Origin of the sequence: Amnibacterium kyonggiense, assembly GCF_004364555.1 — a bacterium.
Lineage (GTDB): Bacteria > Actinomycetota > Actinomycetes > Actinomycetales > Microbacteriaceae > Amnibacterium > Amnibacterium kyonggiense.
The window spans coordinates 491,586-511,426 of sequence record NZ_SOAM01000003.1 but is presented as its reverse complement, the minus strand read 5'-3'; the positions used below and the strand labels follow the sequence as shown (position 1 = coordinate 511,426).

Sequence of the window (19,841 nt, the reverse complement as noted above, 5' to 3'; positions counted from 1 at the left end):
GTCGGTGCCGCTCGAGACGCGTCTGCCGCGCAGGACATGATCGGTCGCTGTGAGCGGTTACAGGGGAGCACATGCGATCGGCGCTGTCAACTCGAACGCGCCCCACCTCTGCCGCTGTGTTACAACTGTGACCGCACACAGTCAGGAGCGCGCATGACGTCGTTGTCCACCTCCCGCCTCGGCGGGGACGCCGGGTTCTCCGACGCGCTCGCCGAGCCCGGCGCCGCGCCCCCCTTCTGGCCTCGCGGCACCCGCGAGATCCGGTACGGCGGGGACTACAACCCCGAGCAGTGGCCGCGGGAGACCTGGCTGCGCGACATCGACCTCATGCGCGAAGCGGGCGTCAACCTGGTCAGCATCGGGATCTTCTCGTGGGCGCTGCTCGAGCCGACGGAGGGCGAGTTCGACTTCCACCTCCTCGACGAGGTCATGGACCTGCTCGCCGGAGCCGGGATCGACGTCGACCTGGGCACGCCGACCGCAGCGCCTCCGGCGTGGTTCTGGAAGCGGTACCCGGACTCCGCGCCCGTGACGCGCGACGGCGTCGTGCTCGGCCGCGGGTCACGAGGCATCGTGTCGCCGAGCTCGCCGGACTACCGGCGCGCCGCCACCCGCATCGCCGACCGGCTCGCCGCCCGCTACGCCGACCACCCCGCGCTCGTGATGTGGCACGTCCACAACGAGTACGGGGCGCCGGTCAGCGAGTCCTACGACGCGCACTCCGTCCTCGCGTTCCGGGCGTGGCTCCAGCGGAGGTACGGCTCGCTCGACGCGCTGAACGCTGCGTGGGGCACGCGGTTCTGGGGACAGATGTACGGGTTCTGGGACGAGATCGATGCGCCCCGACAGGCGGCGACCGTCGTCAATCAGACCCAGCGCCTCGACTTCGCGCGCTTCTCGTCGGACGCGCTCCTCGAGTGCTTCGTCGGCGAGCGGGACGCGATCCGTCGGCACACGCCGGACCTGCCGATCACGACCAACTTCATGGCGACGAACTGCCCGTCGGTCGACTACTGGAAGTGGGCGCGCGAGGTCGACGTCGTCGCGAACGACCACTACCTGAAGGCCGAGCGGACGGACAACCACGTCCTGCTCGCGATGGACGCGGACCTCACCAGGTCGCTCGCCGGCGGACGGCCGTGGATCCTCATGGAGCACTCCACCTCCGCCGTCAACTGGCAGCCGAGGAACCTCGCGAAGCGTCCTGGCGAGCTGGCCAGGAACAGCATGAGCCATTTCGGGCGCGGCGCCGACGGGGTCCTCTTCTTCCAGTTCCGTGCCTCGCGGTACGGCGCGGAGAAGTTCCACTCGGCGATGCTCCCGCACAGCGGCCCGGACTCGCGGATCTGGAAGGAGGTCGTGGCGCTCGGTCAGGACCTGCGACGGCTGGGGGAGGTCCAGGGGTCCCAGGTGCGCACCCGCATCGCGATCCTCTGGGACTGGGAGTCGTTCTGGGCGCAGGACCTCGAGTGGCGGCCGTCGGTCGAGCTGAGCCATCGCCGCGCGATCGAGCAGTACTACTCCGCGCTCTGGAACCGACGCGTGACCGTCGACTTCGTGCATCCGGAGGCGGACCTGACCGGGTACGCCGTCCTGCTGGCGCCGCAGCTCTACCTCGTGTCGAAGCGGGCGGGCGAGAACCTCTCCCGCTTCGTCGCCGACGGCGGTCGGCTCGTCGTCGGCTTCGCGAGCGCGCTGGTCGATGAGGACGACGCCGTCCCCGACGGCGGATACCTCGGTCCACTGGCAGAGCCGCTCGGCCTGCGCGTCGAGGAGTTCCTGCCGTTCGCGGAGGACGAGGCCGCGCCGCTGTCGTCCGGCGGCACCGGGAGTCTGTGGGCGGACGACCTCCGTCTGGAGGGCGCGCAGCCGCTCAGCGTCTTCACGTCGGGCCGGGCGGAGGGTCGGCCGGCGGTGACGCGGAACGCGTTCGGCCGGGGGACGGCCTGGTACGTCTCCACCAGGCTCGACGACCAGCGCCTCGGCACGCTGCTCGAGGACGTCCTCGTCGACACCGGCATCCCCGTCGGTCCTGCGAACACGGGCATGGAGGTCGTCGAGCGCAGCGACGGAGCGAGTCGGTTCCGCATCGCGATCAATCACGCTGAAAGCGATCAGGAGCTCAGTGCGACCGGCGCCGAGCTGCTCACCGGGGAGGCGGTGAGCGGATCGCTGCGCGTGCCCGCCGGGTCGGTCCGGATCGTGCGCATCGGGACGGACGAGTGAGCGCCTCGGGCGTGCTCGACACGGCTCGCGCGACCCCCCCCGCGAACGCGATCCCGACCGACGAGGCCGGGGCGCCGGAGCGACGCGGCGCGGTCAGGAGGAGGGGCCCGGTCGCGCGGCCCGGGCCGCCTGGCGCTGCGCGATCCCGCGGAGCAGCAGCCGACGGGCCGCGAGCACGGTGAGCGGGACGGCGAGCGCGGCGCCGATGGCGTTGCCGATCAATGTCGCGCCGTTCGTGCCCTGCACGAGACCGCCGAGGAGCAGCGCGAGGCTCGCGAGCGCCCAGGACCCGAGGAACACGGTGAGCACGGCCCCGACGACGATCCGCACGATGCCCGAGCCCATGCAGGAACGGTAGTCCGGCGTCCGACGACGGCTGCGCGTCGCGGATACGCTGCTCCGCCGTGGGACTGGTGGAGCGGGTGGCGCCGGCCCGGATGGGCGCCTCGTTCCGCTGGCTGCTCGGCTCCGCCTGGACGTCGAACCTCGGTGACGGCATCGCACTCGCCGCGGGTCCCCTCCTCGTCGCGCGGCTCGCCGGGTCCCCGTTCCTCGTCGCGCTGGCGGCCGCGCTGCAGTGGCTGCCGCCGCTCGTGCTCGGCCTCGTCGCGGGCGTGGTGACCGACCGGTTCGACCGTCGCCGCGTCGTGGTGATCACCGGGCTCGTCCGCGTCGCCGTCCTCGGCGTGCTGGTCGCGGCGATCCTCACCGACGCGGTCGGGATCGGGCTGGTCCTCGTCGCCCTGTTCGCCTTCGGGGTCGCCGAGGTGTTCGGCGACAGCGCGGAGGCGACCCTCCTGCCCGCCGTCGTCGACCGCGACGACCTCGCCGTCGGCAACGCGCGGCTGATGGGCGGCTTCGTGACGATGCAGAACCTGGTCGGCCCGCCCCTCGGCGCCCTCCTCTTCGCCGCGGGCACCGCGCTGCCCTTCGTCGCGCAGGCGCTGCTGCTGCTCGCGGGCGCGATCCTCATCACGCGGATCGTGCTCCCGCCGCGACCACCGCGAGCGCCGGCCCGACCCCACCGCGAGATCGGGGAGGCGCTGCGCTGGACGTGGGCGCACCCGAACATCCGCACGTTGGTGCTGACCATCCTCCTGTTCAACGTGACCTACGGCGCGGCCTGGTCCGTCCTCGTGCTCTACGCGCGCGAGCGGCTCGGGCTCGGCGCGATCGGGTACGGCGCGATCACCGCCGTCATCGCCGCGGGCGGCATCGCGGCGACGCTCGGCTACGGCGCGCTCACGCGGCGGGTGTCGCTGGCGACGCTGATGCGGGTCGGTCTCGTCGTGGAGACCGCGACCCACCTCGCGCTCGCCCTCACGACGACGCCGTGGGTCGCGTACATCGTGTTCGCGCTGTTCGGCGCGCACGCGTTCGTCTGGGGCACGACCTCCGTCACGGTGCGGCAGCGAGCCGTTCCGCAGGAGCTGCAGGGCCGGGTGAACAGCGTCAACACCGTGGCCACCTTCGGCGGGCTGGTCGTGGGCGCGGGGATCGGCGGCGCGCTCGCGGAGGGCTTCGGCGTCGTCGCCCCCTTCTGGTTCGCGTTCGTCGGCTCGGCCGTGCTCGTCATCGTGCTCTGGCCGCAGCTCGCGCACATCGCGCACGCGGACGCCGGCGCGGCGCAGGCCGCCCGCTGAACGCCGCCCGTCGAGGCCGACGGCCCCGCCGGATCACAGCTGGCTGGCGCTCCAGTCGACCGCGCGGAACGGCACGGCCCGTCCGACGTCGATCTGGATGTCCTCGCGCGAGCCGAGGGCGATCGTCGCCGGGTCCCCGGTGAAGCGCTTGCCGTCGACGAAGACCGTCTGCCTCCCGGTCGCGCCCGCGACGTTCGTGGCGGACAGCGGCTGGCCCCAGACCGCGAAGAACTGCCCGAGCGTGTAGGTGGCCTTCGCGGGCGCCTCCACGTGGATGACGCCGTCGCTCGCGTGCACGTGCAGCCAGTAGTAGCAGCGCGTCGCCTGGGCGAACGCGTCCGGGGTGCCGGCGTCCTGGACGGACGGGGTGACCACGCCGACGCCGACGGGGATGGGACGGAGCCGGCCGTCGACGTACACGGCGACGTGGGTGTGGATGTGCTCCGCCGCGCCTTCGCCGGTGTTGCAGGCGATGCCGTCCTTCGTGGCGCCGGAGGTGCCCGTGGTGTTCGCCGCGAGGACGGTGCCGGTCTCGTCCGCCATGCCCTCGGGGCCGATGGTGCCGGCGCTCGCCGCCGTCGATCCGGCCGAGGCGGTGGAGGAGAGGGTGACGGCGAGCACGACGATCGCGGCCAGCACGACGGCGGCCGCCGCTCCCGCGCTGCTCCAGACGACGAGCCGGCGGCGGCGCTGCCGACGACGTTCCGCGAGGCGGAGCGCAGCGGCGTGCTCCCGCGCCGCGTTGCGGCGCTCGCGCTTGCTCTGCGCAGGGGGCTCGGTCGGCATGGGCGTCCGTTCGGTCGGGGATCGGCGCTCCGATCGGCGCCCGCGGCACGCTCGCCGCCGATCCTGTGGGGAGGCAGAGCGCCGGCCAGGAGGACGACACGGGTTCCTGATCGGCGCCGACGAGGTCGCGGCTACCCGGCGGAGGCGGCCACGAGGGCGGGCCGCCGACCCGCCGCGGTCCACACGGTGACGGGGAAGCTCGGCAGCGCGCCGTGCGCGAGGTGCTTCGCCAGTCGGACGACCTGGCTCGAGTAGCCCCACTCGTTGTCGTACCAGACGTAGAGCGTCAGCGAACCGTTCGCGCACACGGTGGCGAGGCCGTCGACGACGCCCGCGTGCGTCGAGCCGATGAAGTCGCTCGAAGCGACCTCGTGGGACTCCACGTAGTCGAGCTGCTGCTGCAGCGGGGAGTCGAGCGACAGCGCGGCGAGGTGCTCGTTCACCTCCTCCCGCGTGACCGGGAGGGTGAGGCGCAGGTGGAGCACGGCGAGCGAGACGTCGGCGGTCGGCACGCGGATCGCGTTGCCGGTCAGTCTGCCCTCGAGCCGCGGCAGCGCCTTCGCCACGGCGGTCGCGGCGCCGGTCTCGGTGAGCACCATGTTCAGCGCCGCGGCCCGGCCCCGGCGGTCACCGCGGTGGAAGTTGTCGGTGAGGTTCTGATCGTTCGTGTACGCGTGGACGGTCTCGACGTGCCCGGACTCGACGCCCCACGCGTCGTCGACGGCCTGGAGCACCGGCGCGATCGCGTTCGTGGTGCAGGAGGCCGCGGCCACGATGCGGTCCGCGTCCTCCACCGCGTCGTGGTTCACCCCCATCACGACGTTCCGCACGCCCGTTCCAGGCGCGGTCAGCAGCACCCGGCCGATGCCGGGGACGCGCAGGTGCGCGGCGAGGGAGGCCGCGTCCCGCCGAGCGCCGGTGCTGTCGATCAGGAGCGCGTCGGTCAGGTCGGGGAGCGCATCGGCGAGGGCGGCCGTGTCCGCGACGAAGCGGAGCGGTGTGCCGTTGGCGACGATCGTCGACGACGCGTGGTCGACGACGATCGTCCCGCGGAAGCGGCCGTGGACGGAGTCGCGGCGCAGCAGGCTCGCTCGCTTCTCCAGGTCGGCCGGGCCGCCGCCGCGGACGACGACGGCGCGGAGGCGGAGGGCGGCGGGGCCGTCCGCCTGCTCGACGAGCAGCCGGGCGACGATCCGTCCGATGCGGCCGAACCAGAGGAGGACCACGTCGCGGGGAGTGCCGGAGCCGACTCGGCCCCGGCCGGCGACGGCTTCGAGCGCCCGGCCGACCGCGGCCTCGACGTCGCCGCCCTCCGCTCGGGCGAGCGCCGCGAGCTTCGCCAGGTCGACCTCCGCCGGCCCGGGATCGAGCGCCGCGACCGCGTCGAGCACACGGCGGGTGAGGGCGGGATCGGGCTCGACGCCGTCGATGCGGCGAGCGCCGCGGTGCAGTTTCAGGATCTCGACCGCCGACCGGTCCGCGAGGGACCGTCCGTGCATCGTCAGCGCCACCCCGTTCCGCCGATGCAGCGCGCCGATCACCGGGATCATCGCCTCGGCGACCCCGATGCGCTCCGCCCAGCCCGTCGTCCGCTCCATGACCCGCTCCCGTCCCGAGCCGTGCGTCAGGCGACCGGCACGCGGGCCGGCTCCTGGGCGACCGGCGTCGGCACCGCGACCGGCTCGGGGGCGTGCTCGTCCGCGTCCATCGTGGTCTCGTCGAAGCGGTCCTGGCCGGAGAGCACCCGACGGGCCTGCTCGCGGTCGAACTGCTTCGTCCAGACGCCGATCACGACGGTCGCGACGGCGTTGCCGGTGAAGTTCGTCACCGCGCGGGCCTCCGACATGAAGCGGTCGATGCCCACGATGAAGCCGACGCCGGAGACCAGATCGGGGCGGTAGGCCTGCAGGCCGCCCGCGAGGGTGGCGAGCCCGGCACCGGTGACGCCCGCGGCGCCCTTCGAGGCGATGATCATGAAGACGAGCAGGCCGATCTGCTCGGTGAGGACCATCGGCTTGCCGAGCGCGTCCGCGATGAAGATCGACGCCATCGTCAGGTAGATCGCGGTGCCGTCGAGGTTGAAGGAGTACCCGGTCGGCACCGTGATGCCGACGACGGTCTTCTTCACGCCGAGGTGCTCCATCTTCGCGACGAGGCGGGGGAGCGCGGTCTCGGAGGAGGACGTGCCGACGATCAGGAGGTACTCGCGGGCGAGGTACTTCATGAGGGAGAAGATGCTGACCCCGGTGACCAGCTTCAAGATCGTGCCGAGCACGATCACGATGAAGAGCGCGCAGGTGACGTAGAAGCCGATCATCACGGTCGCGAGGCCGAGCAGGGCCTTCGCGCCGGTCGCGCCGACGACCGCGGCGATCGCGCCGAACGCGCCGATCGGGGCCGCCCACATGATCATCGCGAGCACGCGGAACACGACGGTCTGGAACGAGCGGATCGCCTTCAGCACCGGCTCGCCCCGCTTGCCGAGGCGCTGGAGGGCGAACCCGACGAGGAGCGCGACGAACAGGGCCTGCAGGATGTCGCCGCTCGTGAGGGACGACAGCAACGAGGTCGGCACGATGCCGAGGAGGAAGTCGACGGTCGTGACCTTCTCCTCCGGCGCCCCGGTGAAGGTGCCGGTGATCTCGAGGCCGGTGCCCGGCTTCAGGATGTTGCCGACGACGAGGCCGATCGCGAGCGCGAAGGTCGACATCACGAGGAAGTACAGGAGCGCGAGCCCGCCGACCTTGCCGACGGTCGCGGCCTTCGCGACCGAGCCGACGCCGAGGACGATCGAGCAGAAGATGACCGGCGCGACCATCATGCTGACGAGCGACACGAAGCCGGTGCCGAGCGGCTTGAGCGCGACGCCGACGGTCGGGGCGAGGAGGCCGACGGCGGCCCCGAGCACCACGGCGACGATGACGCCGATGTAGAGGAGGTGGCTGCGGTCGACCCGCTTGCGCGGTTCGGTCGAGGTGGACATGTCGGAGCTCCTGTCGTCGCTGACGCGTCCCGGCGAGGCGCCGGGACTGGGACCCGGACAGGCTCGCGCGGGCCGGTAGCGACCGCACCGTTGCGGTCATACTGTTCAGCACTCGAGGAGGAGGCCGGCCGATGCTGCGACGCCAACGGCTCGGCGTGGCCGGCCGGCTCGCCGTCGCGCAGGCCCTCGTCAGCGTCGTCGTCGCCGCCCTCGTGCTCGTGCTCGGCTGGGTCAGCGCGCAGGACCGCCTCCGCGAGAGCGCGGAGAGCCGCGTCCTCGGCGCGGCCGGCGCCGTCGCGGCGAACCCCGCCGTCGCCCGGGCGATCGCCGGGCAGGACCCGACGGCGACGCTGCAGCCCTACGCCCTCGAGGTGATGCGGCGGTCGGAGGTCGCCTTCGTCACGATCATGTCGCCGCAGGGCATCCGGTGGACGCACCCGGATCCGAGGCGGATCGGCGAGCGCTTCGTCGGGGACATCGCGCCGGCCCAGGCCGGCCGGACCTTCACGGAGGAGTACGTCGGGACGCTCGGGCCCTCCGTGCGGGCGGTCGCGCCGATCCGCGCCGACGGGCGCATCGTCGGCCTGGTCGCGGTCGGCGTGCTGACCGCGAGCGTGCAGCGCGCGCTGCTCGCGGAGCTCCCCGCGCTCGTCGGGATCCCGCTGGCCGTGCTCGTCCTCGGACTGGGCGTGGTCCTGCTGCTGTCGCGCTGGCTCCGGCGCGTCACCGGTGACCGGCACCCGGCCGACCTCGCGCGGATGCTCGACTCGGACGACGCGATCCTTCACGGGCTCGACGAGGGGCTGCTGCTCCTCGACGTGGACGGCGCCGTGGTGCACGCGAACGACCGCGCCGCCGCGATGCTCGGCGACGCCGCCGTGCGCGAGCAGGCGCGCACGGCGCTGGCCGGTCCTCCCGGCGACGCGGTGCTCATCGTCGGCGACCGCGTGCTCGTCGCGAGCCGCACCGCGGGCAGCGGTGGGCGGACCGTCGTGATCCTCCGCGACGCGACGGAGCTCCGGCGGCTGTCCGGCGAGCTCGAGACCATGCGGACGCTCTCCACCGCGCTCCGGGCGCAGGCCCACGAGCACGCCAACCGCCTCCACACGATCGTGTCGCTGATCGAGCTGGGCCGGGCGTCGGACGCCGCGGAGCTCGCGGTGCTGACCACCGCCGCGGGCCAACAGCTCGCCGACGCGCTCACGGAGCAGCTCCACGACCCGGTGCTCGTCGCGCTGCTCATCGGCAAGAGCAGCGAGGCGGAGGAGCGCGGCGTCGAGCTCGTCGCCTCCGCGATCGACCTGCCGCCGACGGCTCCGCTCGACGCCGGGCTGCGCAGCGACCTCGTGACCATCCTCGGCAACCTCGTCGACAACGCGTTCGACGCGGTGCAGGAGGCGCCGCCCCCGCGCCGTGTCCGCGTCGTGGTCGCGGGCGACGCCGCCGGCGGTCTGCTGCTGACCGTCGAGGACACCGGTCCCGGGCTGCCCGCGGGCGCCGCCGATCGGGTGTTCGAGCGGGGCTGGTCGACGAAGCCCGACGGCGGGCTCGGGCGCGGCATCGGGCTCGCGCTCGTCCGCGCCGCTGCCGCGCGCCGGGGCGGCACGGTGCTGGCCAGCGCCGTCGCGCCGCACGGCGCCCGATTCGTCGTCGCCCTGCCCGCGGCCCTCCCGCTCGAGACGGCGTCGCTGCGGTCCGAACCGGCCGAGGTCGACCGGTGACCGCGGTGTTCGTGGTCGAGGACGAGCCGCTCGCCGCCGAGGCGCACGCGGCGATCGTCGAACGTCTCACCGGCTTCACCTGCTCCGGCACCGCCGGATCCCTCGCGGCGGCGACCGCGGCGCTCCTCGGTCCGGACGCGGTCGACGCGGAGGTGCTGCTGCTCGACCTGCACCTGCCGGACGGCAACGGCCTCGAGCTCGTCGCGAGCCTGCGCCGGAGCGGTCTGCGCCCCGTCGTGCTCGCGGTGACGGCCGACCGCGACCTGCGCGCGGTGAAGAGCGCGCTCGGGGCGGGCGTGGCGGACTACCTGCTGAAGCCGTTCACCGCCTCGGTGCTCGAGGCGAAGCTCGCCCGTGCCGCGGCGTCGAGCGCGGCCGCGCGGGTCGCGCTCGACCAGCGCCGCATCGACAGAGCCTTCGAGACCCTCCACGCCGAGCCGGAGCTGCAGAAGGGGCTGCAGCAGGACACCCTCGCCCTCGTCCGACGGGAGCTCGCGGGCGGCGCGGCGCTGTCGGCCTCCGAGGTCGCCGAGGCGGCGTCGCTGTCCCGCCCGACCGCGCGGCGGTACCTCGAGCACCTCGTGGCGGAGAGGGAGGTGGAGCGCCGATCGCGGTACGGCCAGCCCGGCCGCCCGGAATTCGAGTACCGGCTGCGCTGATGCGACGCGATGATCGGCGGGCTCACGACCGGAGGAGTATCGGACGGTGGGTGGAGCCGAGATCTGGGACGTCACGGACGAGCGGGGCGTACCGACCGGTCAGACGTTCGTCCGCGGCGCACCCGACTGGCCGACCGGCCGTTTCCACGTCGTCGCCGCGACCTGTGCCGTCGACGAGGCCGGCCGTCTGCTGCTGACGAAACGCGCGGCCGCCAAGGACTTCGCGGGCCTCTGGGAGTTCCCGGGTGGCAGCGCGGTCGCGGGGGAAACGAGCGCGGAGGCGGCCGCCCGCGAGCTGCGCGAGGAGGCCGGCCTCCGAGTCGCCCCGACGGCTTTCCGTCTCGTCGACCGGTTTCAGGAGGACACGGCCCTCTTCGACCTCTACCTCGTCGCCGCCCCTGCGGATCAGCAGCCGCGCCCTGACGGCATCGAGGTCTCAGAGGTCGCCTGGGTCGAGGTGGCGGAGGTACGCCGCCGCTGGCTCGATCACGAGCTCGCGGATCCGTGGATGCAGCGGCTGAAGGCGTTCTGGGAACCGCTGACGGCCGCGCTCAGCGTGCGCCCGTCCTCAGCGCGTCGACGCCGAGTGGAGTGACCGCGCTCAGCCCGTGCTGCGGTCCTGCATCCAGCGGTCGACGGTGCTGAAGACGGTCGTCGGGCCGCCCTCCCAGGCCGGCTTCGAATCGGGCTGGCCGGGCGACGGCTGGAACAGCCACCACAGGTTCGACCAGGGGTCCTCGACCCGAGCGAGGGTGAGGGCGCCGTAGAACGGGGTGGGCGGCGGGGTGACGCGCGCCTCCGCCACCTCCTCGGCGGCGAAGACCTCGGACGCGAACGCGATGAACCCCGTCGCGTCGGCGACGACGGTGAAGGGGTTCACGGAGCCGCCACGGCCCGGGATCTCCCCGGCGGAGAGCACCGGGGGTTCGGCGGTCATGCGGGAGATCCGACCACCGCTCGCCTCGCGACGCAAGGACGCGGCGCGCTACCGGAGTCGGGCGAGGACGTTGCGTGCCGTGGTGTCGGTGTCGTCGTCCGTGCGCACGTCGACGTGCCGGCCCGGCAGGCCGCTGTAGTCGACCTCCAGGTCGAGCTGCGCGAGCTGGCGACGGTCCGCCTCGGCATGCGCGGGATGCCGTTCGCGCGTCCGGATGCGCCGCTCCCGCTCGTCCCGGTCGGCGGAGCAGACGACGCAGATCAGATCCAGCTCGGAGCGCTCCTGCCACTCGGCGAGGACGCCCCAGTCCGCCGGGTCGTGCCATGTCGCCTCGACGATCAGGTCGACGCGGTTCGCGAGCAGGCGCTCGGCGAGGCCGCGGAACACGTCGAACGAAAGAGGCGTGATGATGCCGGCGTCGTGCAGCGCGGCCTTGACGTCGTCCTTGTGCAGGCAGGTGACGCGCAGCTCGCGGGAGAGGCGGTCGGCGAGCGTCGTCTTGCCCGTGCCGCCCAGGCCGCAGACGACGATGAGCCGCTGGCGCCTCACGGCCGCGGTACCGGCCGGCGCTCGCGCACCGCGGCCGTGTTCAGGATGAGGAAGAGCGCGACGGCACCGAGCACGGCGGCGACCGCTCCGGCGGCCTCGACGAGCGGCCACGAGCCGATCAGCGTGGTCGGCACCGGCGATGCCGGTCGACCGTCCTGGCCGGCGTAGCAGACACCGTCGCGAGCCGTCCGCCGACTGCCACGACGGCCCCGAAGCCCGCGATGACCATCGCCGGCGGCAGCAGGACCAGCGACGGGCGGACGCCGACCCCGCGCCACTGCTGACGGAGGCCGACTGCGATCGGCAGAAACGAAGCGCCGATCGCGGCGAAGCACACTGCGGCGATCACTCCGCTCGCCGGCGTGAGTGCGGAGGTCGCGGCGAGGATCCAGGCGCCGCCCGGCGTCTCGTCCACGCAGGCGCGACCGGGGAGGCACACGGGCAGGTCCCGTGGGACGACCGGGTTGAGGGGGAGTGCGAGCACGGTTCGACTGTGCCGGGGCGCGACGGCCCCGTCCTCCGTCTGCGGATGGAGATCAGTGCGTCCGGTGGCTCCGCTACCGCCCGCTCCGGGGCGTGACGATGGCGCGCTGGTTCTGCGTGCCCGTGGTCGTCATGGAGAGGTGGCGCTGGTCGCCACCAGCTGGACGACCCGGGCTCAGTCGGGCGTGATGCCGGCCTCCCGACTCTTGAAGACGAGGGCGACGGCCGAGTCTCGGCCGAGCCTGCGGGCACAGATTCACTGTCTGAGTTTCGTAGTCGTGTTCGAACCTCTGTCGGTGGTCCGTGGTGGGATGTGGGCATGTTGGAACCCGTTGATGGGGGCGGCGACCCACCGCCGGAGGACCCGTTCGCCCAGTTGGACGCGCGCGAGGCGTTGTTCACCAAGTCGTTGCAGCACGCGGATCGGATGGTGAACATGGCCGCCGCGGTGCGGTTGCGGTTGATGCTCGCCGGGTTCGAGGGGATGCTGCTGGAGGAGCAGGAACAGACCGGTCAGGTCCCGCGTCCGGATGATCCGGTGGTGTCGGGGTTCCTGCTGCATCAGGCGAACGAGCTCCGGGTGACCCGCTTCGCGATCCAACGCCGGCTGGACGCGGCGCGGGTGCTGCGGGATTCGTTGCCGCTGACGTGGGCGGTGTTCGAGGCGGGCCTCGCGTCGGAGGACGCCGTCGTGGTCGTTGGCACCATGGCGGTCGGGCTGCGGGCGGAGCACTTCGCGGTGTTCGACGAGCGGGCGGCGGAGCTGGTGCAGGCCGAGCGGGTGACCGCGGTGGAGCGGCAGCTGGCGGACCTCCGGGACGAGTTGGAGCCGGAGCTGACGACCGAGCAGCACGTCGAGGCGACCAACCGGCGCACCGTCCGAGCGCGAGCGACCAGGGATGGGCAGGGGGTGCTGGAGATCCACTCCACCGCGGTCGACATCGCGGCCGCGTACGACCGGATCCGCAAGCACGCCGTGATCGCGCACGGGCGGGAGGGCGAGTGCCGCACCCTGGGCGCGTTGATGGCCGACCTCGCCATCGACGCGGTCCTGACCGGGACCATGCGCAGCACGGGCGAGGGCGGTCCGTCCTATCCGTTCGAGCGCCTCGGCGAGACCGGCGAGGCGGGGCAGTCCGGCGATGGGACTCGGAAGCTGATCGATGCGACGATCACCGTCCTGATCCCGGCCGACACCGCCACCGGCGCCGGGGATGCGCCGGCGACGGTGGCCGGGATGGGCTCGATCGACGCGGAGACCGCCCGGATGCTCGTCACGCACACCCAAACCTGGACCCGCGCGGTCGTCGACCCGGTGGAGGACGTGATCCTCAAGTTCGACTCGCACGAGCGGTACATCCCCGCCGGGCTGAAGCGGCTCCTGCACCTCCGGCAACCGACCTGCGGGTGCGGGTGCGGGTTGCCCGCGCACCGGGCGGACATCGATCACGTGCAGCGGTTCGAGCACGACGGCCGGACCCGGCACCAGAACCTCCAGGTCCTGTGCCGGCGAAGTCACCTCGCCAAAGACGCGGGATTCGCCGACGTGGTCATCGGTGACGACGGGGTGCCGCAGTGGCGGAACAAATGGGGCGGGGTCCAGAAGATGAAGACCGCCTTCCGCATCCGCACCATCGACCAGTCCGACGTCACGCCCTTCTGACCGGGGCTTGCCGGGCGGACCTCCCGGTCCGGCTCATTTCGCGCCGCTCGCCCCGCTGGCGACCACCTCGACGCGCATGAAGACGGGACCCGGGTCGCACGCGAGCGCCTGCGAGTTCCGGATGAAGAACGCGCGCGTCGAGTGCGGCGGGTACACCCGGTAGCCGTCGCCGCGCTTCGGGGTGCACCCGCTGATGGGTGACCCGTCGCTGGGGGAGAAGTCGACGAGCGCGAGCGTCGCGTGCGCCTGCCCGCCATCCGCATCGAGCCGGACGTCCTGGGCGCCTGACTGATCCCGGTTCGCCGGCTTCCCGAGCTGGGTGCCGTCGCCGTTCCCGACGACCGAGACGCCGGGCGCCCCGCGGAGCGCGCAGGACCGCGCCCCGGTGTTCGTGAAGACGATCGGCACGTAGCCCGTCCCGGCGGCGCCCTCGAGCGCGCCGAAGGTCACGCGGAGGTCGGCATCCGGGCACTGGTCCGCCGGCCGACCGGGATCGGCCGTCGTCGCGGCGCTGGACGACATCGACGAGGAGCTCGTGGTGGGCGTCGACGAGGTCGGGGTTGCGCTCGAGGAAGCCGGCGCAGTGACGGTGGTCGTCGCGGTGGCGGTGGGCGTCGGTGCGGGGGACGAGCAGGCCGACAGGAGCAGCGCGGCGCCCGCGAGGGCGACCGTGGACAGGATCCGGCTCATCCGCCGACGCTCCGTCGCGGATGCCCTCGCCGCCGGGACCGCCGGCACCTGATCACGTCCCGTGCAGCAGCAGCCGGCATCAGCCCACCGCCGCGACGGAGCAGCTGCTCTGGTCGGCGTTCTGCCCGTTCAGCCCGCTGATCCCGCTCGAGTGGTGCCGGGTCGACGCCGTGGGCTTCGGCGTCGAGGACGCGTGGTGCGTCGTGCCGCCGCCGCTGACGGAGGTGGCGAAGCCGTGCGTGCCGGCGGCGAGGACGACCGGGGTGTCGTCCTGCAGGTGGTGCAGCAGCACCGCGGTGAGCGCGGGCGCCGGGACGACCTTGTTCGGGTTCGGCGCGTAGGGCTCGGTCGGCAGCTGCACGAGCGCGATCGAGTGCAGCGGGATGTGCAGGACCGCGACCATCATCCCGACGAGCACGTCGGGCTTCGACATGGAGGTGGAGAGCGACACGTTCCGCGCGACGGCGGTGGCGAGCGCGATCAACCGCGCGGGGTTCGAGAAGGTGTCCGCGCTGACCGACTGACGGAGCAGCGACGACATGTACGCCTGCTGCGAAGAGATCCGCGACAGGTCGCTGCCGTCGCCGATGCCGTGCCGGTCGCGGAGGTACGCGAGCGCTGTGCGGCCGGAGATGACCGAGCGACCCTTCGGCAGGCGGAGCCCGGAGTCGGGGTCGTCGATCGCCTTGTTCGTGCACACCGGGACGCCGCCGACCGCGTCCGCCATCGCGATCGTGCCCTGGAAGCTGAACTGCGCGGCGTAGGGGATCGAGAGGCCGGTCAGGTGCTCGACCGTCGTGACGACGCAGCCGAGGCCGCCCCGGTCGAGGTCGACGTTCAACGGCTGCTCGCCGCCGTCGGGGACCTTCGTCCCGTTCGATGCCACGCAGGCCGGGTGCTCGACCATCAGGTCGCGCGGCATGCTGAGGATGACGGCGCTCCGATGGTCGGCGGGGACGTGCAGGAGGATATCGACGTCGTTCTGGGTCGATTGCCGCGCCGCGCCGAACCCGTGCTGCTTCGGCGCGTTGTCGGCGCCGACGAGCAGGACGTTGAAGGCGCCGCCGAGGGGCTGCGGCGGCTCGGGGTGCGGCGCGTGGAGCGCGATCGAGTTCGAGGCGACGGTCGCGTCGAGCGAGTGGACGAAGATCGCCGCCAGGCTCGCGGTGCTGGCGACGAGCACCGCGACGCCGATCGCGATGACCCGCAGCACCGATCGCGCCGCGGACCGCGCGGGGGAGCCCCGTCTCGCGTGCCGCACCGGGCCAGGACTGCGCTGCATCGCCTCCCCGTTCTGGTTCGTCGCTGCGGACGGTCCGCCGACGGGTGCGACTGTCGCACGGCGTCGCGCAGCCTCCCGGCTGCGGCGCGACCGGCGTTCAGGCAGCCGTCAGACGTCGAAGTGCAGCGCCAAGGTTCAGCGCACGTCGGCCCACGGGCGGCGACCTACCGTCGGCCTGTGCGTGCCGATCGGAGCGGGTGATGCCCCCGGTCGCCGCGCTGCTCGCGGTCCGGATCGACCCGGTCGCGCTCGTGGTCGCGGGCCTGGCGATCGCCGCCTACCTCCTCGGGGTCCGGCGCGCCCGCGCCCGCGGCGCCGCCTGGCCGCTCCACCGGACGCTGCTCTTCCTGCTGCTCGGCGCGGGCGGTTACCTCCTCGTCACCTGTGGCTTCACCGGCGTGTACAGCGCCGTGCTCCGCTACGCCTTCGTCACCCGGCTCGTCGTGCTCGTGACCGTCGTGCCGGTGCTCGCCGTCCTCGGTCGACCGATCACGCTCGCCCGTGCGGCGACCGGACCGGCGGGCACCGCTCGCGTCGACCGCGTGATCGGGTCGCGGGCCGCGCGAGCACTCGGCAACCTCGTCGTCGCGCCGCTCGTCCCGCTCGCCGTGTTCACGCTGCTGCTCACGCCGGTCTCCGGATGGCTGCGCGTGACCCCGTGGGGGTCGGCGCTCGTCGACGTGGTCGTCCCGGCGGCCGGTCTGGCGGTCGCGATCCCGCTCGCGGAACCGCTCGTCCCGACCGCGGGCGCCGCCGTCGTGGCGGAGTTCATGATCTCGTTCGCGGAGCTCGTCGCGGATGCGATCCCGGCGATCCTCCTGCGGCTGTCCACGACGGTCGTCGACGGCATGACGCACGTCGCCCTCCACGCCCCGACCTGGGCGCCCTCCCCGCTGCGCGACCAGCAGCTCGCGGGCGACCTGCTGTGGTGCATCGCGGAGGGCGCCGACATCCCCGCGGTCGTGCTGCTGTTCGTGCGCTGGCTGCGCTCGGACCGCCGTGAGTCCCAGCGCTTCGACGACCTCAGCGATGAGGAGTACGAGCGGCTCGCCGCCGAGCACCTCCGGGGCGCTCCGCCGACCGGCTGACCGCCGCGGCTGTCGGCCACCTGGACGCCTCCGGATTCGTGGACTCCTCCGACCCCGGCATGGCTAGGTTGCACGCGTGACGACCGATCCCGCCGTGTCCGAGGTCAAGCGTCTGGCCGGGTGGCTGCCCGAGCAGGGCGATCTCGAGGACTGGCTGCAGCGGCACCGGGAGCGCGCGCACGGGCACGAGCCAGCCCCGCTGCACCCGTCGATCCAGCGGTTCAAGGACCTCGTGGAGGGCGACGCGATCCTCCGCATGGACGCCGAGCGCATGGTGCGCGAGGCGCCGCAGGGCAAGGAGTACGGCGACCGGCCGATCGAGTCCTGGTCCGAGCTGCTCCTCCTCATGAACGAGGTGCTGACGCTCGCGCCCGAGTTCGGCGACTCCATGGCCGCGACGCCGCTCGGCGCGATCCTCGACTGGCCGAGCGCCACCACCTCCGGCTTCGCGTTCTTCCGAGACCCCCGCGTCAACGCGGCGCTGCACGACGTCCTCACCGCGTGGTGCGAGTTCCTCGACGGCCCGGACTCGCGGTACGTGCTGAACAGCGGCCCGACCGGCTGGCTGTCGGAGCAGGCGCGGAAGACGATCGGGCTCGACCAGTTCGAGCACGACCCGGAGGCCGAGTACTTCGGCTTCCGCTCCTGGAACGACTTCTTCACCCGGCGCCTCCGGCCCGGCGCACGGCCGGTGGCCGCACCGGACGACGACGCGGTCGTGGTGAACGCGTGCGAGTCCCGGCCCTACGCGATCGCGGCGGGCGCGCGATCCCACGATCGCTTCTGGTTGAAGGGGCAGCCCTACTCCCTCGCCGACATGCTCGCCGGCGACCCGTCGGTCGAGGCCTTCGTGGGCGGCACGGTGTACCAGGCCTTCCTCAGCGCGAACAACTACCACCGGTGGCACAGCCCGGTCGCCGGCACGGTCGTGCGGGCCTTCGTCGTCCCGGGGACGTTCTTCTCCGAGGCCGACAGCACGGGCGCGGAGGCCGTCGAGCCGATCGACTCGCAGGGCTACCTCGCGCACGTCGCCACCCGAGCCGTGATCGTCATCGACGCCGACGACCCGGCGATCGGCCTGGTCGCGGTCGTGCCGATCGGGATGGTGGAGGTCTCCTCCTGCCGCATCCGCCCCGAGCTGCAGCCGGGGTACCACCTGGCGAAGGGCGAGGAGCTCGGCCACTTCCAGTTCGGCGGCTCGACCCACTGCGTCGTCTTCCGCCCCGGGGTCGTCGACGCGGTCGCGCTCGACGCGGTGCCGCAGCCGAACGACCCCGACCAGGCGGTCAAACCTGTTAACAGCCTGCTCGCGTTCGCCCGTAGGGGCTGAATCGGCCCGTCCGACCGGGTGACACGCCGGGGAGCCCCGCCGACTGGGGGCAGCGGACCGGAATCCGGCTGCCTACCGTCGGCACGTCGCCGTCCCGGGGGAGGTCCTGTGCGCCACCGTCGCTCGCTGTCCGCGGTCCTGGTCACCGCGCTCGCCGCGGTCGGGATCGCCGGATCGCTCAGCACCGCCCACGCGGCGACCCCCTCGGCGCCGATCGCGCTCTCGGTCGTCGGCGGCGACGCGCAGATCAGCGCGGCGTGGACCGCCGTCCCGGGTGCGACCGGCTACGCGGTGCGCTGGGGGACGGGCACGCGCCTCGACCGCACGCTGACGACGCGCTCGACCTCGGTCCGCCTCCCGCGCGCGGTGAACGGAAGGACCTACTCGGTCCGCGTCTCCGCGCGCGGGGTGTCCGCGACGAGTCCGCGGCGGACCGCACGAGCGGCCCAGTGGATGCCGACGCGCATCACGTCCGTGCGGGCGGTGCCCGCGGGCCCGGACCGGATCGCTGTGTCCTGGACGGGCGGCGGTCAGGCGCGCAGCGTGAAGGTGCTCGCCGGCGCCGACACCACGACCGACATCCACCACTTCAGCACGCCGTGGATGCCGGCCGCGGTGCACTCCGCCGTGCTCACCGTCCCGCGGTCCCTGCGCGGCGTGATCGGCGCGGGCACGGGCAACGTCGTGTTCGTCAAGGTGGCGCAGACGAACTCCCGTCGCGCCGACCTGCCCGACGGCTACCGGTACTCGGCGGCCGACAAGTACACGCTCACCCCGTCGGGCACCTGGTCCCTCGCGGGGATGGCCGCGGACACCGCCCCGACGACCTCCCTGTCGGTCGCGACCTGGAACGTGCAGAGCGTCACCGCGAGCGCCGGCTACGCCCCGCAGAACCGCTGGGATCAGCGCCTGCCGAAGGTCGTCGCGAACATCGAGGCGCACGCGCCGGCGCTGCTCGGCGTGCAGGAGCTGACGACGGCGCGGATCGTGCCGGACTGCCTGAACCCGAGCGGGAAGCTGCAGTGCGTCGAGCAGTACCAGACCCTGCAGCGCGCCCTGGCGCAGGCTCCGGTGCCGTACGCGATCGCGCGGCCGGACGCGAACGCGTGGGTCTACGCGCACGCGAACTCGTACGTCGACTCGGAGCTGTTCTACGACCCCGCGAAGCTCGCGGTCGACGAAGCCGGGTTCATCTCGCCCCGCGACCTGACCGGGTCGGCCTGGCCGTCCTCGATGGGGAACGAGGCCGGGTCCTGGGCGCGCTTCCACTTCGTCGACCCGTCCGGCGGGCAGGGGCGCAGCTTCTTCGCGGTCTCCATCCACCTGCCGGTCGGCGACGACAACGGGCGGGTACGGAAGGCGGAGGCGACCGCGATCGCCCGCTTCATGGACGCCAAGGCGCGGCAGAGAGACGGCACCGCGCTGCCGATCGTCTTCGTCGGCGACTTCAACAGCTACGGGGCGCTGCAGGACGACGCGGGGGACCTCCAGCTCCTCGCCGACGGCTACATCGACTCGGCGGCGACCGCGGACCGGACGAACCTCGACCTCAGCACGGACAACTTCAGCAACGGCCGGGGCGGCGTCGACGCCGACTACCCCGTCGACGTGGTCCGGCATCCGTACCCGACGAGCCGCATCGACTACATCATGCTGAAGAACTCGCCGCACCCGGGCAGCTACCGCAACCTCGCGCCGATCGTGGACGGGCGGTTCGACCAGCGGTACCAGGGGTCGGACCACAACATGCAGCTGGCGGTCGTCGGCATCGGCGATCCGATCCCCGCCGCAGCCGGCTGAG

At 73.2% G+C, this 19,841-nt stretch carries 19 protein-coding genes; 9 read left to right on the top strand and 10 right to left on the bottom strand.

The window, feature by feature from the left end:
- Positions 1 to 153 precede the first annotated feature (153 nt).
- The gene (locus tag CLV52_RS15715; RefSeq protein ID WP_133767287.1) at positions 154 to 2,226 is read left to right on the top strand and encodes a beta-galactosidase; all 2,073 of its coding nucleotides are present in this window, start codon (positions 154 to 156) and stop codon (positions 2,224 to 2,226) included.
- A 93-nt stretch (positions 2,227 to 2,319) separates the two neighbouring features.
- On the opposite strand, the gene CLV52_RS15710 is transcribed toward CLV52_RS15715, so the two are convergent.
- Positions 2,320 to 2,571 (bottom strand): hypothetical protein, encoded by a 252-nt coding sequence (locus CLV52_RS15710; RefSeq protein ID WP_133767286.1) that lies wholly within the window; start codon positions 2,569 to 2,571, stop codon positions 2,320 to 2,322.
- Positions 2,572 to 2,630: 59 nt separating this feature from the next.
- Here CLV52_RS15710 and CLV52_RS15705 point away from each other — a divergent pair, with 59 nt between their 5' ends.
- Positions 2,631 to 3,869, top strand: coding sequence for an MFS transporter (locus CLV52_RS15705; RefSeq protein WP_246018181.1), 1,239 nt, complete (start codon positions 2,631 to 2,633; stop codon positions 3,867 to 3,869).
- Between the two features lie 33 nt (positions 3,870 to 3,902).
- Here CLV52_RS15705 and CLV52_RS15700 read toward each other — a convergent pair whose 3' ends face one another.
- From CLV52_RS15700 to CLV52_RS15690, 3 genes are all read right to left on the bottom strand, one after another.
- Positions 3,903 to 4,655, bottom strand: coding sequence for a hypothetical protein (locus CLV52_RS15700; protein WP_133767285.1), 753 nt, complete (start codon positions 4,653 to 4,655; stop codon positions 3,903 to 3,905).
- 131 nt (positions 4,656 to 4,786) lie between these two features.
- Positions 4,787 to 6,253, bottom strand: a complete 1,467-nt coding sequence (locus tag CLV52_RS15695) for a glyceraldehyde-3-phosphate dehydrogenase (protein WP_133767284.1) — start codon at positions 6,251 to 6,253, stop codon at positions 4,787 to 4,789.
- Positions 6,254 to 6,279: 26 nt separating this feature from the next.
- A complete protein-coding gene (locus tag CLV52_RS15690) occupies positions 6,280 to 7,638 on the bottom strand; it encodes a cation:dicarboxylate symporter family transporter (protein WP_133767283.1) in 1,359 nt (452 codons plus the stop codon).
- A gap of 131 nt (positions 7,639 to 7,769) precedes the next feature.
- Between CLV52_RS15690 and CLV52_RS15685 the strand changes: the two genes are divergently transcribed.
- Genes CLV52_RS15685 through CLV52_RS15675 form a run of 3 tightly spaced genes read left to right on the top strand, consistent with a single transcriptional unit; the run spans position 7,770 to position 10,613 of the window.
- Entirely contained in the window at positions 7,770 to 9,359 is a 1,590-nt protein-coding gene (locus tag CLV52_RS15685) for a sensor histidine kinase (RefSeq protein WP_133767282.1), read from the top strand.
- On the top strand, positions 9,356 to 10,018 hold the full coding sequence (locus tag CLV52_RS15680; RefSeq protein WP_133767281.1) for a response regulator: 663 nt from the start codon (positions 9,356 to 9,358) through the stop codon (positions 10,016 to 10,018). The genes CLV52_RS15685 and CLV52_RS15680 overlap by 4 nt, the downstream gene beginning before the upstream one ends.
- 46 nt (positions 10,019 to 10,064) lie before the next feature.
- Positions 10,065 to 10,613: an NUDIX domain-containing protein gene (locus tag CLV52_RS15675; RefSeq protein ID WP_133767280.1), complete on the top strand. Its 549-nt coding sequence runs from the start codon at positions 10,065 to 10,067 to the stop codon at positions 10,611 to 10,613.
- A 6-nt stretch (positions 10,614 to 10,619) separates the two neighbouring features.
- On the opposite strand, the gene CLV52_RS15670 is transcribed toward CLV52_RS15675, so the two are convergent.
- The 4 genes from CLV52_RS15670 to CLV52_RS15660 are packed head-to-tail and all read right to left on the bottom strand — an operon-like array spanning position 10,620 to position 11,919.
- Entirely contained in the window at positions 10,620 to 10,955 is a 336-nt protein-coding gene (locus CLV52_RS15670) for a hypothetical protein (protein ID WP_133767279.1), read from the bottom strand.
- 48 nt (positions 10,956 to 11,003) lie between these two features.
- The gene (locus CLV52_RS15665) at positions 11,004 to 11,504 is read right to left on the bottom strand and encodes a P-loop nucleotide/nucleoside kinase family protein (protein ID WP_162850888.1); all 501 of its coding nucleotides are present in this window, start codon (positions 11,502 to 11,504) and stop codon (positions 11,004 to 11,006) included.
- On the bottom strand, positions 11,501 to 11,638 hold the full coding sequence (locus CLV52_RS18535; protein ID WP_162850887.1) for a hypothetical protein: 138 nt from the start codon (positions 11,636 to 11,638) through the stop codon (positions 11,501 to 11,503). The genes CLV52_RS15665 and CLV52_RS18535 overlap by 4 nt, the downstream gene beginning before the upstream one ends.
- Positions 11,623 to 11,919: a hypothetical protein gene (locus CLV52_RS15660; RefSeq protein WP_133767277.1), complete on the bottom strand. Its 297-nt coding sequence runs from the start codon at positions 11,917 to 11,919 to the stop codon at positions 11,623 to 11,625. Before CLV52_RS15660 ends, CLV52_RS18535 begins: the two co-directional genes overlap by 16 nt.
- Positions 11,920 to 12,306: 387 nt before the next feature.
- Between CLV52_RS15660 and CLV52_RS15655 the strand changes: the two genes are divergently transcribed.
- Complete coding sequence (locus tag CLV52_RS15655; RefSeq protein ID WP_133767276.1) at positions 12,307 to 13,650, top strand: HNH endonuclease signature motif containing protein; 1,344 nt, start codon at positions 12,307 to 12,309, stop codon at positions 13,648 to 13,650.
- Between the two features lie 33 nt (positions 13,651 to 13,683).
- On the opposite strand, the gene CLV52_RS15650 is transcribed toward CLV52_RS15655, so the two are convergent.
- Together CLV52_RS15650 and CLV52_RS15645 are read right to left on the bottom strand one after the other, a co-directional pair.
- On the bottom strand, positions 13,684 to 14,340 hold the full coding sequence (locus CLV52_RS15650; protein ID WP_133767275.1) for a DUF4232 domain-containing protein: 657 nt from the start codon (positions 14,338 to 14,340) through the stop codon (positions 13,684 to 13,686).
- A 79-nt stretch (positions 14,341 to 14,419) separates the two neighbouring features.
- Positions 14,420 to 15,553: an LCP family protein gene (locus CLV52_RS15645; protein ID WP_162850886.1), complete on the bottom strand. Its 1,134-nt coding sequence runs from the start codon at positions 15,551 to 15,553 to the stop codon at positions 14,420 to 14,422.
- A 269-nt stretch (positions 15,554 to 15,822) separates the two neighbouring features.
- On the opposite strand from CLV52_RS15645, the gene CLV52_RS15640 reads away from it, so the two are divergent.
- The 3 genes from CLV52_RS15640 (at position 15,823) to CLV52_RS15630 (ending at position 19,840) form a co-directional block, all read left to right on the top strand.
- The gene (locus CLV52_RS15640; protein WP_133767273.1) at positions 15,823 to 16,710 is read left to right on the top strand and encodes a cytochrome c oxidase assembly protein; all 888 of its coding nucleotides are present in this window, start codon (positions 15,823 to 15,825) and stop codon (positions 16,708 to 16,710) included.
- A 76-nt stretch (positions 16,711 to 16,786) separates the two neighbouring features.
- On the top strand, positions 16,787 to 18,040 hold the full coding sequence (locus CLV52_RS15635) for a phosphatidylserine decarboxylase family protein (RefSeq protein ID WP_133767272.1): 1,254 nt from the start codon (positions 16,787 to 16,789) through the stop codon (positions 18,038 to 18,040).
- Between the two features lie 108 nt (positions 18,041 to 18,148).
- The gene (locus CLV52_RS15630) at positions 18,149 to 19,840 is read left to right on the top strand and encodes an endonuclease/exonuclease/phosphatase family protein (protein WP_133767271.1); all 1,692 of its coding nucleotides are present in this window, start codon (positions 18,149 to 18,151) and stop codon (positions 19,838 to 19,840) included.
- Position 19,841 lies beyond the last annotated feature (1 nt).

Coding starts and splice junctions, on each gene's coding strand:
- CLV52_RS15715 (WP_133767287.1), top strand. CDS start 154: ATGACGTCGTTGTCCACCTCCCGCCTCGGCGGGGACGCCGGGTTCTCC.
- CLV52_RS15710 (WP_133767286.1), bottom strand. CDS start 2,571: ATGGGCTCGGGCATCGTGCGGATCGTCGTCGGGGCCGTGCTCACCGTG.
- CLV52_RS15700 (WP_133767285.1), bottom strand. CDS start 4,655: ATGCCGACCGAGCCCCCTGCGCAGAGCAAGCGCGAGCGCCGCAACGCG.
- CLV52_RS15695 (WP_133767284.1), bottom strand. CDS start 6,253: ATGGAGCGGACGACGGGCTGGGCGGAGCGCATCGGGGTCGCCGAGGCG.
- CLV52_RS15690 (WP_133767283.1), bottom strand. CDS start 7,638: ATGTCCACCTCGACCGAACCGCGCAAGCGGGTCGACCGCAGCCACCTC.
- CLV52_RS15685 (WP_133767282.1), top strand. CDS start 7,770: ATGCTGCGACGCCAACGGCTCGGCGTGGCCGGCCGGCTCGCCGTCGCG.
- CLV52_RS15670 (WP_133767279.1), bottom strand. CDS start 10,955: ATGACCGCCGAACCCCCGGTGCTCTCCGCCGGGGAGATCCCGGGCCGT.
- CLV52_RS15655 (WP_133767276.1), top strand. CDS start 12,307: ATGTTGGAACCCGTTGATGGGGGCGGCGACCCACCGCCGGAGGACCCG.
- CLV52_RS15650 (WP_133767275.1), bottom strand. CDS start 14,340: ATGAGCCGGATCCTGTCCACGGTCGCCCTCGCGGGCGCCGCGCTGCTC.
- CLV52_RS15640 (WP_133767273.1), top strand. CDS start 15,823: ATGCCCCCGGTCGCCGCGCTGCTCGCGGTCCGGATCGACCCGGTCGCG.